At 47.6% G+C, this 14806-nt stretch carries 15 protein-coding genes; 8 read left to right on the forward strand and 7 right to left on the reverse strand.

Going from position 1 to position 14806, the window contains the following annotated elements; all coding sequences use genetic code 11:
- Position 1 precedes the first annotated feature (1 nt).
- The 3 genes from MK185_07310 to MK185_07320 form a co-directional block, all read right to left on the reverse strand.
- Positions 2 to 1804, reverse strand: a complete 1803-nt coding sequence (locus tag MK185_07310) for a VRR-NUC domain-containing protein (GenBank protein MCH2040423.1) — start codon at positions 1802 to 1804, stop codon at positions 2 to 4.
- Positions 1805 to 1868: 64 nt separating this feature from the next.
- On the reverse strand, positions 1869 to 2696 hold the full coding sequence (locus MK185_07315; protein MCH2040424.1) for a hypothetical protein: 828 nt from the start codon (positions 2694 to 2696) through the stop codon (positions 1869 to 1871).
- Positions 2697 to 3024: 328 nt separating this feature from the next.
- Positions 3025 to 3810, reverse strand: a complete 786-nt coding sequence (locus tag MK185_07320) for a hypothetical protein (protein ID MCH2040425.1) — start codon at positions 3808 to 3810, stop codon at positions 3025 to 3027.
- Positions 3811 to 3880: 70 nt separating this feature from the next.
- On the opposite strand from MK185_07320, the gene MK185_07325 reads away from it, so the two are divergent.
- Positions 3881 to 4759, forward strand: coding sequence for a DMT family transporter (locus MK185_07325; protein ID MCH2040426.1), 879 nt, complete (start codon positions 3881 to 3883; stop codon positions 4757 to 4759).
- 5 nt (positions 4760 to 4764) lie between these two features.
- Here MK185_07325 and MK185_07330 read toward each other — a convergent pair whose 3' ends face one another.
- Positions 4765 to 5337, reverse strand: a complete 573-nt coding sequence (locus MK185_07330) for a hypoxanthine phosphoribosyltransferase (protein ID MCH2040427.1) — start codon at positions 5335 to 5337, stop codon at positions 4765 to 4767.
- A gap of 136 nt (positions 5338 to 5473) precedes the next feature.
- On the opposite strand from MK185_07330, the gene MK185_07335 reads away from it, so the two are divergent.
- On the forward strand, positions 5474 to 6085 hold the full coding sequence (locus MK185_07335) for a hypoxanthine phosphoribosyltransferase (protein ID MCH2040428.1): 612 nt from the start codon (positions 5474 to 5476) through the stop codon (positions 6083 to 6085).
- 168 nt (positions 6086 to 6253) lie between these two features.
- Here the strand turns inward: MK185_07335 and MK185_07340 are convergent, their stop codons facing one another.
- Both MK185_07340 and MK185_07345 read right to left on the reverse strand, forming a co-directional pair.
- On the reverse strand, positions 6254 to 8068 hold the full coding sequence (locus MK185_07340; protein ID MCH2040429.1) for a hypothetical protein: 1815 nt from the start codon (positions 8066 to 8068) through the stop codon (positions 6254 to 6256).
- A 66-nt stretch (positions 8069 to 8134) separates the two neighbouring features.
- Complete coding sequence (locus MK185_07345) at positions 8135 to 9865, reverse strand: ricin-type beta-trefoil lectin domain protein (protein ID MCH2040430.1); 1731 nt, start codon at positions 9863 to 9865, stop codon at positions 8135 to 8137.
- A gap of 353 nt (positions 9866 to 10218) precedes the next feature.
- Here MK185_07345 and MK185_07350 point away from each other — a divergent pair, with 353 nt between their 5' ends.
- From MK185_07350 to MK185_07365, 4 genes are read left to right on the forward strand one after another with little or no spacing between them, the layout of a single operon-like run.
- Entirely contained in the window at positions 10219 to 10797 is a 579-nt protein-coding gene (locus MK185_07350; protein ID MCH2040431.1) for an RNA polymerase sigma factor, read from the forward strand.
- Complete coding sequence (locus MK185_07355) at positions 10784 to 11251, forward strand: hypothetical protein (protein MCH2040432.1); 468 nt, start codon at positions 10784 to 10786, stop codon at positions 11249 to 11251. Before MK185_07350 ends, MK185_07355 begins: the two co-directional genes overlap by 14 nt.
- Positions 11229 to 11522: a hypothetical protein gene (locus tag MK185_07360; GenBank protein MCH2040433.1), complete on the forward strand. Its 294-nt coding sequence runs from the start codon at positions 11229 to 11231 to the stop codon at positions 11520 to 11522. The genes MK185_07355 and MK185_07360 overlap by 23 nt, the downstream gene beginning before the upstream one ends.
- A complete protein-coding gene (locus tag MK185_07365; protein MCH2040434.1) occupies positions 11515 to 11949 on the forward strand; it encodes a DUF3106 domain-containing protein in 435 nt (144 codons plus the stop codon). Before MK185_07360 ends, MK185_07365 begins: the two co-directional genes overlap by 8 nt.
- 29 nt (positions 11950 to 11978) lie before the next feature.
- Here MK185_07365 and MK185_07370 read toward each other — a convergent pair whose 3' ends face one another.
- A complete protein-coding gene (locus tag MK185_07370) occupies positions 11979 to 12719 on the reverse strand; it encodes a hypothetical protein (protein MCH2040435.1) in 741 nt (246 codons plus the stop codon).
- A gap of 438 nt (positions 12720 to 13157) precedes the next feature.
- Here MK185_07370 and MK185_07375 point away from each other — a divergent pair, with 438 nt between their 5' ends.
- A complete protein-coding gene (locus MK185_07375) occupies positions 13158 to 13712 on the forward strand; it encodes a hypothetical protein (protein ID MCH2040436.1) in 555 nt (184 codons plus the stop codon).
- 151 nt (positions 13713 to 13863) lie between these two features.
- Positions 13864 to 14772 (forward strand): DUF2860 domain-containing protein, encoded by a 909-nt coding sequence (locus tag MK185_07380; GenBank protein MCH2040437.1) that lies wholly within the window; start codon positions 13864 to 13866, stop codon positions 14770 to 14772.
- Positions 14773 to 14806: the final 34 nt, after the last annotated feature.

Below are 14806 nucleotides of genomic sequence, written 5' to 3' on the forward strand. Positions count from 1 at the left end.
ATTAAAACTGTTCAGACTCTTTGAGATACAGAACCGCAGCTGGAATACCTTTTTGAGAGAAGTACTCCAGCCAAGCGAGCTGATTTTTTTGCAAGGTATCCCCCGGCCCCTTCACTTCCACTAGTTCATAGGTATCTTCTGTTAGCCAGATCAGGTCCGGTAAACCACTGCGATGGTTCTTAGTATCACGCCAGATGTAATCGAATAATAGATTCCAGTGTTGCAACGGAATCACATCAATGGCTTTGTTAAGCATCGCTATATAATCAGCACTCATTAATCCCCAAAAAACAAATGGATTCGCAATAGCGTCCTTTTCTTGGATAGCCTGATTAACCCGTCGTTTAAACTCGGGTTTATTCGCTTCATCGGTTAACAATTGATTAAGAACGGCATATTGATTCTGACGATTTTTGAGAAATTCAGGTTCGAACAAATCATCAGGCCGTGACTGGAAGGCATGGTAAAAAGCACCGGGAACTTCTGCAAAGATCACTGGCCAGAAGAACAAACCAAAGACTGAATTAACTAAACTATTTTCAACATAAAATCCTTCACCATTGAGTGCCTCCTTGTGTTGTTTAAACAGTAAAAAGGCCTTTAAAGCAGCTTTTTCAACACCGTTATCCTGCCAGTATTGATCACGCTCAGCCGTGAGGAAATATTCTTTCACTGCCTGCTTGTGTCGCTGAATCGACTGACACATCTCGATTAACGTAATATCAGTTGTCGACTCCGCGTCGATCTTCAGTCTTTTATTAAGACGGGCGATAAAAGCCAACACAAACTGACGTTCCTCCTCAATCCAGGGAGATTTCCAAATCTGTAAACAAAGCCTGGCACAGTGCAAAAATTCGCCCTGATTAAACAGAATCCGGCACTGACGCTCACGCGCAGGGTGTAACTGACATTCAGAGTAAATCGGTAGCGCTGCGCTAACATCTCCCAGACGCTCCAATTGCCGGGCAATTTCCAATCGACGACGGCTGATACGTTGTAATAACCGTTTATATGACTGAGCAGCAGCACTGACCTGTTGCCATTGTTGATCCAGCTCCAGCAACTGCGACGAATCATAGGTTTTCAGTGATTCCTGAGAATCGAGCCGCTGGTAATAGTCAAGATAGGCATCGATTTGATGACGGTCACTAAAGCCACGCGACTGCTGGCCAATCTGATACTCTTCATATTGATAAATACCCAGATCACGCAATACGAAATCGGTAAAATCCTGACGTAAATTGCCAAAATACAGCAACTTAAACGTCGTTAATTCAAGTTCGCCGTAAACTCCCAACAGCGGATAATTAAATAACTCGGTACGGATGTTTGGCCAGTATTCCTGGCATAACTCCTCAAGTGCTGATCGAGTTAGTTTATTCAGTGCCGCTTTTTCAATGAACGGAATGTCTGGCACTGCCTCATCGCCTGCCATGTGCGACGTCAGCAACAATTGTACAAGATCGGGTTTCGTAAAAAGTGTGAGCAAAGCCTGCACAGAGAATTCATCAACATGCTCCGGTGTTAACCAACAGGCAAACTGATTACTTGCAAGACTGTTTGCTGCAAGTCTGAGGTCGGTAATTTCCGGGTAGTTGAGTTTATCGAAGCGAAACACATCACCTTTACGACACAATAAGCGAATATAAAGCTGTTGCGCCGCATCGGATAATTGCAGAAAGTCGTCAATAAAATCTCTCTCAGAGGTCGATAACAGATCACGATACAAACGGTCCGTCTGGCAGATTAAATGCAAAAAATTATCGTGATAATAATAAACAGACAACTGAGGTGGTTCAGACATAATCATCGGATATCAGAGTAATTCAGCGCCAGTATAACTCTGATAGCTGTAAATGTGGTGGCGATTACATATCGAGGCGAACAGCACCATCCAGCAGAGCAAAGTCCGCTCGCTCGCTGACGTGCATGCCACCGCTCATACGATACAAACCGCTGAGCCGTTGTTTGCGCTGGTGATCTTTGTCTACCAGAAAGCCGTTACGTTGTTGCTCCAGAGTCACGTATTCATTGGCAAACTCGACACCGGAGCGCGGTGCTGGGTCGTGAACGATCAGGCGGTTTTCAGGACCATCTGCATTGTTAAGTTCGTACCCCACCAGCGTTACCCAATGGCCTCCTATGCGCTCAAAGTGATTACCAACACTGGTCTGCTTGTACCAACCAACATTCAGCCAGACCGCACTTGATTCACTGATACCATCGGCCAGCCAGTTGAGATCAATCTGACTGCCTGCCGCTCGACGGTACTTTGCCGGCACTGATCGCCAGCCCTGAAACGCAAGTTTTTTCGGACGTTGTCCATGATCTTTAAAATAAGTGTCAACGCCATTAAGCAATGCCGACGGCGTTGTACCCTTTTCAGCAGAATTCATATAGCGGGGATTCGCCAGGCGACCGGCAAGATGAATCTGATCATCGACGCTTTTTTTACCCGACAGCCAGGATAATGAGTTGGCAACGGCCGCCGGGGCACAGTAATTTTGGCCGCCCTTCAGGAAGTCAGCCAGAGGATGAGTTTGCAATAAATCCGGAATCTGAGAAATAAACTGACGATTAACGCGACGACGCTTTTGCTGGGCGCGAACACTGCTGCGCTCGGCAGGACACAATTCAACCCGATCAGTAAACAGAACCTGACCCCGGTTATCCAGACAACGGTAGATTTCCGTCATCGCCGTCGGTATCCATAATAACCCTGTAAACAGAGCTATTGTTTTAACCCATTTCATCCCTGAGCCTCGCGTTTTTTTATCCAGGCTATCCACAGCAGTCTTTGCTGCCGTTTTATTTTCGACTGATCACTAGCAAGCAATCTTTCTTTTCTTATCAATATTTCAAAAGGTTACGTGTTCAGTCTTCGTGGTGAGGGCGGAATACTAGCACCAAAAAATACGCCAATCGCGTTTAATCGCGCCAAAAATAGGAAGGATCATGCCATAGTGTTACGTTAAGAATAAGAATCGCAATATCAGTCAACCTGGACCGATATCGCGAATATCCTCAGAAGTTAATGCGAACATCAGTTACAGAATCAACAAAATACCCATTGGTCGCGCCCGATTTCAGTTCGGGATCAAGAATCCCCTGGCGTGCGCGGCTGAATGTCAGATCAACCGTACAATAGGCGTAACTGCCATTTAGGGTCGCTTCAGCAACATCAATGACACCGGATGTCTCTCCGCCAGCTTCGCTGAACGTGTTACTCTCTTCACGACGCAAGACCTCTCCCTGCGCGGAGGTAAAGCAACGGTAATCCTGGGTAACCGTCATTCCCTCAGAATCATCATCATTATTCGACCAACGTACGGTCAACAGCTTAGAGCTACTCAGTTCAACCACTGCCCCGGCAACCGGTTCATTCGCTTCAAATGCCCGAGGCACAGTTACACTGGACTGGTCTGCATCCTGTTGACTGTTACGTTCTAACTTAAAGGTAAAACTGGTACGCAGTGGATCTTCAATATCCACGGTCAGATTGTAAATCACATCACCAAACACCGCTGTTTCAGCCAAACTGTATTCGCCTGGACCCGAAACAGAAACTTGATCACCACCATCCAGTTTAAGGATGTCATCACCATGTCGGAAACGAGCCTGTAAGCGATACTCATAACCCTCGCGGGCGGCATTTTCTTTTGCTTCCACTTCGTAATACGCAGAAATACCACTGGTGGCAAAATCACTGGATGACTCAGTGTTGTCTGAATCGCCACATCCCGAAAGCATGCTGAGTGGAAGCAAAAGCAGACAAGTAAATGGCAGACATTTAAAACGATTTTCGAACATAATGGCCTCTGTATTTATTCAGCGGTTATCACCCGATTAACCCGCACATAGTAACCGAGTCGATTTCATAGTGCCGCAATATTCAACAAAAGCCGACGTTTTATTGATAATCGTCACACTCATAGCCGCCGTCAGCTGGATGTTCTCCAAAGAGGCGCTGTCAGGATTCCCGCCGCTTCTCTTTGTTGGTAGTCGTTTCTTATTAGCCGGGCTGATTCTTGCTGCGTTTGGCTTTACATTGCTACGCACCCTTTCATCTGACCAATGGCGCAGGGCTGTGGCGGTTGGTACCGTGTTCGGCTGCGCTATGAGCTTCTGGATTATGGGTTTGTTCCATGCAGATAATCTGGGAGAGGGCGCGTTTATCACCAGTATGGCCGTTGTACTGGTACCACCAATGAGCGCATTGTTTTTTCGCGAAACAATCAGTGCCTCCACCTGGGTAGCACTGCCACTGGCCATTGCTGGTATGGCATTACTGGGGCTACAACAAGGATTCCAACCGGAGTCCAGCCAACTGTTCTTTTTTTGCGCAGCCGTGTTGTTTTCTCTGACGTTTATTCTCAATGGTCGCGCTGCTGCGCGCATCCCGGCACTGGCGTTGAGCGCTATTCAATTGTGTATTGTGGGCCTTGTCGCCCTACCGATTTCGGTCGCAACAGAATCGTGGCCCAACGAAATCCGTGGCGACATGCTTTGGTGGCTGACCCTCAGCGTGGTGATAGGTACTGCGGCGCGCTTTCTACTACAGACTTATGCTCAGGGACTGACATCACCGTCGCATGCTGCGGTGATTATGGTACTCGAACCAATATGGACAGCGTTTATCGCTGCAGCCTGGTTTGGCGAGAGAATGACTGACATACAGGTGATGGGCTGTGGGTTAATTTTCGCGTCTTTACTGGCCAATCGTTGGAACAATATCCGCGATTGGCTCAGGCGGGAATAACCGGTTTACTCTGCCGGCAAGTGATTCTTAATTATTTCAAACAACTCAGGGCGACCTTGTTCGATCTCTGCAGCAGACAGACCCTCGAGAGAATGCGGATACTTCAACCAGGAACTGGTTTCATGAATGTAATAATCCGGCACACGATCAGTCTTATTACGCTCGGGTTTGTAATAAGGCACAGCGACACGAATATCATGCGGTGTATTTAAACGCGCACGACGACTTAACTCGTTGATGATTGCATCGATCGACTTACCGGTGTCGAACACATCGTCGACAATCAGCAAGCTGTCTTCGTGGCGAATGTTCTTAACCAGGTAGTTCAGCCCGAATACCTGTACCGTCTTCGCCTGCTGGTCAATGCCAGCAGCATATGAGGCAGTACGTATTGAAATATTGTCAGTCTCAATACCGTGGTACGCCAGGTATTCCTGAACCGCAATACCCATGGGAGCGCCACCACGCCATACGGCAATCATAAAGGTCGGACGAAAGCCACTTAACAGTACTTTTTCCGCTAACCGGTATGAATCTTCCAGTAAGCTTTGTCCTGTCAGGTAGAGTTTTTCACTCATGTTATGTTGCTCTCTGTTACGGCCGCAGACATAGCGACAACCCATCTCAAAAACTATTAGCTGACCGGATGGTCAGTCGTGTATCATACCTTCCCAGTTATCAAACTGCTATTACGAATCACGGACTAACTCCCCTATGTCGTCTGCTCAACATGCCCCGGCTTCATTGCCTAAACGTTTTCTTAATGAGGAAGAACTGATTCAGGATGCTTTCCGGTTAGGAGTATCCATCTTTGAAAGTGGCTTCCGGCCGACCTTCATTGTTGGTCTGTGGCGTGGCGGAAGTTCGGTGGGTATCTATGTACAGGAGTGCTTGCAGACGCTGGGAGTAAAAACCGACCATATTGCCCTGCGCACGTCATATCGTGGCCAGACGGCTTACCAGGACATCATGGAATCACCCGAAGAAATACGTGTGCATGGCACTCAGTATCTGGTGGAGAATCTGAATGTCGATGATGGTTTGCTGATTGTTGATGATGTATTCAGTACTGGACACAATATCCAGGCGGTGATTAATCGCTTACGCAATAAGCTTAAGCGCAACATGCCATCTCAGGTCAGAGTAGCCACCTTGTGGCAGCGCCCGAATTTCAACCGAACAGAGTTACAACCTGACTTCTGTTTGCATCAAACCAACGATTGGTTGGTGTTTCCCTACGAGTTGAATGGTTTAACTCAGGAAGAAATCAAACAGCATAAACCGTTTGTTGCCCCCATGATTCATCCCGAACTGATCAAAGATTAATACCCCTGCTGGGCAAGCAACGCCTATTTCGGCCAAGTTTGCCAGAATCAGAAATGGGCAGTGATGTCTGCCCGTTTTTGATTGCCACCTCCGATGCCACTGGGATATCCATTGCTTCAGGCCTAAGTGACACGACTGCAAAAAGGCTTTGATTCTGACTCGGTGCAGTTAATCCGCCCAGCTGGACCCATACAAGGTGAATTCATCAAAGCGTGGATGGCAGTCAAACTTAGCATTGCGTTCGTTGTTGCCATCAAGAGAGCTATCCCACTCCAGACCACAATTGTTGTCGGTGCGGATAATAACGCGCGCAGTGGTGCCGTCTGAACGACTGGTGATGGTCAGTGGATCAGCACGATCACTGCAATCGAATTTTGCATTGCGCTCGCCACCGGATTCAGAACCGTCCCACTCCAAACCACACTGATGACCACCGGCCTGGGCCTTAATCACTCCATGCACGCTGACACTGCCGTCTGCCGCGGTTGTTGGCCATGAGTCGGGAATAAATACGATTTTGTCTCCCTTAGAGACACAATCAAACTTAGCATTGCGCTCACCACTCCCCGCATTGCCACCCTGCCATTGCAGCTCACAACCATTGGCAACAGCTTTCATATAAAAGTCGTAGCCAGAGCCCGGCTCGATGGCGCTGAGAGAGATCGTGCCGTCGCTGTAGTTCACCGAATGGTTTGGGGTCGTCCAAACACCTTCCACTGCCGTATCACGATAATTCAGCCAAACACGCTCAATTCCTGCAGCAATTTTTGCTTGCTTTAGCCATTCGTTCTGCTGACTGTTGGTTGGGACTGCAAACGACCACTGCGCGCCCATAGACTGGCAAGCCGACTGGCCGTCTGTTGCAGTGTTTGAACCGACTGTATTAGAAATCAGCCAGTTTTTTCCATCAAGGGTTTTGCAGGCGAAAGGCAAACTATCAGCACAGGAGCGGTCGTTAAAATGGCCATTCCCCCAGGATTCAGCACAATCTTCTTCGTTAGAATTATCCGGCTGGTTGTTGTCCCAACTCCAGACAGAGGCTCGCAAACGCGAATCGCCAATGGTGATCTCATCCAGTGATAATGCACCAATGCCGCAACGCGCCGCTTTCGCTGCCAGCGCAGCGTCAATACGCGGACCCGGATCGCCAAAGGCAGCACTCAAGTTGGTCGCATCCTCCCAGATGCGGTGAGCTCCGTCTTGTTTCCCGGTGTCAGCAAGACAATCAGCCTCACTGCGATCAAGGATTGCCTGGCCACCACCCGATACCCAGTTGTGAATACTGCTCCACGAGTAACCGGTCCACGGCCCGCGGTTGGCACAACTACTGCCCATGATAATGACTTGCTTGCCAGCGCTTAACACATCTTCCTCCGATGTCGTTTGCACCATATTAGTGAAACTATCGCACTGGCCTGCTGGCTGCTTGTAAATCAGATCATCGATTGATGCGACGGCCTTAACCAACTCATCATTATTCCCCTCGGCATCATCCTGAAAGTAGAGCACCAGCACTTCTTTCGGATGTTTACGCAACCAGCGGTTGACCTCCTCTACCCCTTCGTGCAAATAACGCTCTAAGCCGCTGCAACCGATATCATTACTGCCCGCGTGGCACATTAACAAAGCATGACCACCCGGCAGGTCTTTGGTCTGCCAAACCCAGTGGTAATCCATCTCGATGGTGCGTACCCCCAGATCGAGCATTTCGGTAATCGATAACGAGTGATTCGGATCGATATGTACAATCGAACTGTAAGCACTGCTGTTGTAGGCGTTGTGCCCCATTACCTGAAACCCCTGAGATAACGGTGTGGCATTATCCAGCAGGTTCTGATGCATTAATGCCCGGTATTCCCAGCTTTGCTGATGATTACCTATCGATGTATTGTCGATTTCAGCCGTCGCCGGGGCACCGCTCATGGCATGCCCCTGAGCGGATAGAATTAACCCGGAAAGCAGAGAAAGTAGCTTTTTATTCATTAAAATCTTCCTGTGATTACAATTTTTATTGTTATTCGATGTTTACGTGGCTCACACGAATGGGCATTAACGTCCCCACGACCACTGTTGATTGGCACCGCCATGGACCGTCCACTGACCAACCTGACTGTTGTTATCAACGCCAAAGGCATCCAGAGCAACAGCCTGATTGGCGCGCGGGCGCAATGAGCCATTAACGAATTGCCATTGCTGATTTACACTGCCGGGCAAGCACTGCCACAGATGCACACTGCCCCCAGCATAGCGCTCACCTTTATTGTCCAGACAATAATCCGGGTTAGCCTTATTACGGAGTAAGCCGCTACTGGCATCGTACTGCCATTTTTGCCAGACAACGTCGGCACAGTCATAAATCACAGCTACCGAACCGTTCGAGGGCACAGCGCCAGGAAAATCAAGGCACTTCCCACTGCGGGCGTCTTTTAATTCTCGAAACAACCCACTTGTTGGATTCATCGCCGGAGTTGCAAACGTCATTTCTGCTGCAATCGCAAAGTGATCAGACAGGTCATATTTGGTAAATACACTTGCATCAATGCTGCGTGGCACAAGTACGTCAGTGCTGGCTTGCTGTGGCTGCAAATGGGCATTAGAGATCAGTACATAATCGAGAAATTCAGGTCGTCCATCCGTCCAGGCATTGACATTACCGTCCGCGGTGTAAGCGTAACTACCCGGTAATTGTGGTACCTCTGAGGCGTTGAGCGTATTCAACATTTCAAGATGTTCTGCCGGGAAATTGGTTTTATCCACATTTAAATCACCGGCAATTATCACAGCTTCACTGGCGGGAATATTTTGCTGATCGATGAAAGATTTCATTTCTGAGAATTGTTGCGCCCGGGTTGCCTGATTCTCGGCGGCCGTCCACGCCTGAGTATGAGAGCCAAATACATGATATTTTTGCTCTCCCTTGATAATGCGTGCATACATCACACCTTTAGCCGCCAGGCAGTCATCTGCATCGCAGTCGGAGAACGTTATTTGATCCTCATACTCGATGGGCCAGCGGCTGACAATCAATACCCCGCCGTCTTCAATTGCACCACTGCGATCAACAACACGCGTCTGGTAAGGGTATTCGCTACGAATGCGATTCAGAAATGTCTCTCGGCGATTATTTTCAAACAACTCCGAGAAAACAATGACGTCATAACCATCCAGCTGTTTACTGATTTCAGTCAAACGCTCACTGGTATCTTTTGCCACAAGGCCAGGCAACAGAGCCCAAACGTTGTAAGCCAGCACATTAAGCTGATTCGATAATCCCAACTGTGGTGCCTGACGATCCGGGTGGATCACATAATAAATATCGTCACCGTTAACCCGCGCACGTTCTGCTTTAAAAGCAATCGTTGATGGCTGACCACTAAAGTCCTGGCGCACAGAATACAATCCACGATCGTCATACCATGATGATTGACGGGTGCCATGCCAGATATTGCTGAAATTCCAAGTACCTTTGAGACGTTGCTGCAATAACGCCGTGCTACCGTCTTCCGCCGTCACCGTCGTATTGTAATAGTACGTTTTCCCCCATTTGATGCCGCGGTCGCGATTGGTCTCCAGGAAGCGCACCGTGGCATAAGGCGCAACAGTTGTGGCCAGTTGCCACCAGTGCTCCCCCTTAACCAGTGGAGAGCCACTTTGCTCAATATCGAGCGTCAGAGTCTGATTGGTGTTATTGGTCAGATAAATGTAGCTTTCTGCCAGTGCCGGATTGCAGGCAATCAACCACAGACAGATGAGAATGGATTTAAGGTTCAGCAATTGCATGGGAGTTTCTCTTGTTATTTTACTGCTTCAGTCTAAATCGCGAGACGCTGACAGGCAGTGCTGCGTGGCGTCAGTTCATGTCCTGATAACGACAAATTCAGACACGACTGACGCTGATCAGTCAGTTTCCCGGCGTAATCAGTAACGGCGTTTGCAACACAATATTGTCGGTGCGAAGTGATTGTTTCTCTTGAGTTACCCTGGAAAAATCAGGTGTGAGTTTGGACAAAGTCATTTTTTTTTCACTATGCTGTCAACCTTAATACACGACACACGTTATGACCCTATAACACCGTTTGACGTAACTCAGGAAACACGATGCAGCAGAAACCGCTAAACAGATGACCACTGACATGGCAGAAAAAACGGATTCGCCAGAGACACTTGACCAGTTTCTGGCGTCGGTTGAACGAAAAGCCTATCGCATGGCGATCATGGCGGTTAAGAGCGATGCCGATGCACTGGATATTGTGCAGGACAGCATGATTAAACTGGCGCGCAGTTACGGCCATTATCAGGCCGCGGATGAAATCAGCCAGTGGCGACCGCTGTTCTACACGATTTTGCAAAACTGCATCATGGACTTCCACCGCAGTCAGACTCGTTGGCGCAAATGGTTTGTTCCAGAGCGGTTGTTATCCGCTGGCCAATCGGACAAAGACGAAGAAGGCGAATTAGCCATGGCAGAATATAGCAACCAACACGAATTCAGTCCGGAGCAGTATCTGCACACAGAGCAGTTGGGGCAACAGGCACTTGAGGCCATCGAAGCACTACCACTGCAACAGCAACAATGTTTTATGTTGCGCAGCTGGGAAGGCTTTTCGCTACAGGAGACCGCAGACATGATGAAAATCACCATAGGCAGCGTTAAAACCCATCACTTTCGTGCCTTACAAAAACTCCAGCAGGTGATTTATGACAAGGCCTGATGATATAGAAAATATAGTTTCACAGCAGCTCGACAACAGTCTGGACGATATCGATGAAGCGACTGCCGATAAGCTGAAAGCAGCGAGATTAAAAGCTCTTCAGGCAGCGGGTTCGAAAGACAAACGCCATGACAACGTTGTTTTGCTAAGCAGCGTACGTGAATGGCCGAGAACATCCCTCAGTCTGGCCGCAAGTTTATTACTGGCCGCACCTTTGTGGTATTTCAGCGTCAGCAACCTGCCTCAACCCGCTGAAAATGCGCTACCGGACACAATTCCGTTAGCATACAGTGAAGAATCTCAGTTGAATGCGTTAGACTTAATCACAACGTATGCTGAACTGGACGACGATGAACTGGATATGGTCGATGACCTCGATTTTGCCTTATGGCTGGTCGATCAGGAAGGAGCCCCACAGGGCAGCCACACTTATGACGACGCTGTTAACGGTTAGTGGTATGACGATGTGTAATCTCAGTCACAGCCAACCGAGTGCCGTGGACGACGCCGAGTTTTTATTCTTTCTGGCAGACAGTGTTGAACAAAACGGACAACTGCTGGATGCCTTGAGCATGGCTGAACCGCACGCTGTGGAAAATACCGGTACGGCAACAAAGCAATCTGCCAATAACCAACAAAACGATGCAACAGCGAACGTCCAGATCAGTAAACCCCAGATAAAGACGACACAAATGAACACACAACAGGAGGACAGCCATGAGTAACCGTCGTACCCTGCTGACCATTACCCTGTGGCTGGCCATTGTGTTGATTGCAACACCGCTTCAGGCTCAGGATTTTGCCACATTACCTACAGATATCCGGACCACTCTGGAGCCTTTTAAAGACCAATGGTCGGACTTTGACAGCGGCAAACAGCAAAAATTGATTAATGGCGCCAAACGCTGGAACAACTTTACCCCGGAACAGCAACAGAATGCCAAACGCCGTTTCCAGAAATTCAAAAAACTGACCCCAGAACAGAGGCTGCAAGCGAAAAGGAAGATCCAGCGTTATCAGAAAATGACGCCACAGAAACAGCAAAAGCTGCAGAAGCAATATAAGAAGTTCAGAAAATTAAACCAGAAACAACAGAAAGCGTTAAAGCAACAATACCGCCAACAGCGACAGCTGCGCCCAGGTCGCCGATAAACGGCTCGCGTAAGTAGTATTTGCTGAGACTAAAAATTCAGTCCGGCTGTGGCGCCATAATAGGCGTCACCGATGGACTGATCACTCAGTTTATCCACGTCAAAGGCCAGGTTAAATTGTTGAAAATACGCTGCCAGGCGCAACGATACAGCGCTGGTTGAATCATTTTCCTGCTGAAAAGACTCACTGCGCTGCCCCTGCTGCACACCTCTTGCCCCACGACGAAACTGCGATTGGTAAATTTTACCACTACCACCTACCGTGTATTGATAACGCACCCCAGTGAAGACTGACCACTCAAGTTCTGTATTTATCTGCCAGTATTTTTCATAACCGACAGACAGTCCGGCAATTAAGGTTTGTTCATCGATATTTTGTTGTTGCATAACGTCAGTAGCATCAACGGGCTGAACCAGAGCACGCTGTTTTTCATGTAACCATTGCTGTGTCAATCCGACACTGGCACTGATACTGGATGATTCCAGCACAAAGCTATAACCACCATCAATACTGAAGCTGCGAAAGCGTGATTCAACACCGATTTCGCCGCGACCAACAGGGCGCTGATTCACAAAACGTTGAGCGGATAAAGATTGTTCATCGACAGCGGAACCCACGCCTGTGCATAGCCAGGCGGTGCCGTTACCAAACTGCCTGAGTCTGTGTTCAAGAAATACGGCCAGTGACTCACCTTCAAGATCAAGCTGATATGCGGTGCTGTCGGCAGCCGATTTGTCCCCCCGGTGACTCCGACACACTGAGACCGCCACTCCAATCGCCACTGAAGTACTGATATTGCAGCATTCGGCCGACCAGAACGACCTCTATATCATTCTGCTCAAAACTAAATGGCTGCCCTACACGATTAAAGCCAATCATCAACGAGTGGCCACTCCATTGCTCTGTGACGTCCTCTGCAATGGTGATCTGACAACAACCACAAAAGAACAGTAAATATATGGCAGCGTATTTCATCGGTTGAATGTCACTCTGTTATTCCTGTGTCAGTGGTTTACAGCATATCAAATCATTCAGTGGAGCTCAGCTGTCACTAAATTCAAAATTATTTCTGCGATATAAAACAGTTACTTAGAGTTTTTTATGACTTTTTTAAGGGCATCTCGTCAACCTTTTCAGTCTCCTCCCGTTGTAATCCTATGTGCTAAGCGACGCACATCGCAAAAATCTAAAAATTCTGGAGATACATTATGAAAATTCAAACTAAGTTCATTTCCGCCCTGACACTGGCTATGACACTGGCTATGACACTGGCTATGACAATGGCAGCTTCTGCAGCAATCGCCGGAGACGCTGCAGATCGCTGGAATATGTCGGAGGTCCGCAAACACCGCATTGAGGCTAAAGCCGCGGATCTGGGCTTCGACCTGCAAACCGAAGAAGGTCGTACTGGTTTTAAAGAGTATCGTCAGCAGCAACGCGAAGCTAAAGCTGCAGAACTGGGAATAGACTTAAGCACCGAGGAAGGAAAAGCCGCATTCCGGGAAGTGCACAAAGAAATGCGTGAAGAACGCCGCATTGCCAAAGCAGCAGAGATGGGTTTTGACATCACCACAGAAGAAGGCATGGAGGCATTTAAAGAGGCGCGCCAGGAGCTGCGAGAAGAACGTCGCACTGAGCGTCAGGCCATACGCACACAAATTGCGGAATTAAGTGAAGATGAACGCAGCACATTGCGTGATGAACTGAAAGATCTGAGCCGAGAGGAGCGTCGCAATCTGCTGAAAGAGCGTTTCGGTAGCTAAATCGGATCTCCCGGTTAAAAGCGCTGGTTAACAGCGCTTTTATAATTCTTCCTTAAGCAGCAGCGACCTGATTCAAATGCGCTCATTATTAATTGAAAAAATAAATATCGATAAAAATTAGTATATAAAAAACATTTTACCGAGGCCGGTCATGAAAAATTATGTATTAACGGCGCTGATTACAGCAACAATGCTGTGGATTCATACGAGTCAGGCATTGAATGTTGAAGTAGATATAAACCGTGGATTAAATAACAACGTATTTCTTGAATCAGATGATATCTTACGCAATGCCAACGATGGCATGGACCAAAAAAGTGATGATATTCAAACACAGTTTGGTCTAATGGTAGCGCACGAATTTCTCGACCAAAGCAATAGTGACGCCAGCATTATACTGGACTATTTTCAGGAGAGTTTTGAAGAAAACGATCTGGAAACGCAGATATTCACGTTTTCATTACCTTACAATTACTACATGGGTGAATATCGTTTTCGCAGTACATATTCTCAAAGCCGTTATGAATTGGCGTCACAGGAAATTCTACTGTACAACACTGGTCGCTTTGAATTAACCAAACGCTTGGGAGATAACCGCCTCGGTGCCCGCGTTTCAATGACCAATAAAACTCCCAAAGATGAACGCTACGAAGGATACAAAGGTAATTCTGCCGACCTAAAACTGTATCTGCAATTACGCCGTGTTGACCACCGTACCCAACTCGATATTGACATCTTTAATAATGACTATAGCGACGAATTTATTGCAACCCAGGGATATTATCTACAAACCAGTTTCAACCAGTACTATACCGGCCATAGCTGGCGTTTGGCAGCACGATATAAAAATACGCAATATAATGAAGACCCACTATACGATAAGATCCGCAACGACCAGCAATACTCGCTGAATTACGGTCATAACTTTTATATTTATGATCAGGTGGATCTCTACATAAGTTCGGAATATACCACCAACTTATCGAATATTTCCGATAGCGATGACAACTTTAATTATAATCAGTGGATCAACAGTGTTGGAGTAAGACTTAGTTTCTGAAGAATTTATTAAAGAGGCTTTTTCTCAGAAAAAT

The organism is Saccharospirillaceae bacterium, from assembly GCA_022448365.1.
GTDB lineage: Bacteria > Pseudomonadota > Gammaproteobacteria > Pseudomonadales > Oceanobacteraceae > Bacterioplanoides.

Coding starts and splice junctions, on each gene's coding strand:
- MK185_07375 (MCH2040436.1), top strand. CDS start 13,158: ATGAAAATTCAAACTAAGTTCATTTCCGCCCTGACACTGGCTATGACA.
- MK185_07350 (MCH2040431.1), top strand. CDS start 10,219: ATGGCAGAAAAAACGGATTCGCCAGAGACACTTGACCAGTTTCTGGCG.
- MK185_07315 (MCH2040424.1), bottom strand. CDS start 2,696: ATGACGGAAATCTACCGTTGTCTGGATAACCGGGGTCAGGTTCTGTTT.
- MK185_07335 (MCH2040428.1), top strand. CDS start 5,474: ATGTCGTCTGCTCAACATGCCCCGGCTTCATTGCCTAAACGTTTTCTT.
- MK185_07320 (MCH2040425.1), bottom strand. CDS start 3,810: ATGTTCGAAAATCGTTTTAAATGTCTGCCATTTACTTGTCTGCTTTTG.
- MK185_07355 (MCH2040432.1), top strand. CDS start 10,784: ATGACAAGGCCTGATGATATAGAAAATATAGTTTCACAGCAGCTCGAC.
- MK185_07365 (MCH2040434.1), top strand. CDS start 11,515: ATGAGTAACCGTCGTACCCTGCTGACCATTACCCTGTGGCTGGCCATT.
- MK185_07340 (MCH2040429.1), bottom strand. CDS start 8,068: ATGAATAAAAAGCTACTTTCTCTGCTTTCCGGGTTAATTCTATCCGCT.
- MK185_07380 (MCH2040437.1), top strand. CDS start 13,864: ATGAAAAATTATGTATTAACGGCGCTGATTACAGCAACAATGCTGTGG.
- MK185_07330 (MCH2040427.1), bottom strand. CDS start 5,337: ATGAGTGAAAAACTCTACCTGACAGGACAAAGCTTACTGGAAGATTCA.
- MK185_07345 (MCH2040430.1), bottom strand. CDS start 9,865: ATGCAATTGCTGAACCTTAAATCCATTCTCATCTGTCTGTGGTTGATT.
- MK185_07310 (MCH2040423.1), bottom strand. CDS start 1,804: ATGTCTGAACCACCTCAGTTGTCTGTTTATTATTATCACGATAATTTT.
- MK185_07360 (MCH2040433.1), top strand. CDS start 11,229: ATGACGACGCTGTTAACGGTTAGTGGTATGACGATGTGTAATCTCAGT.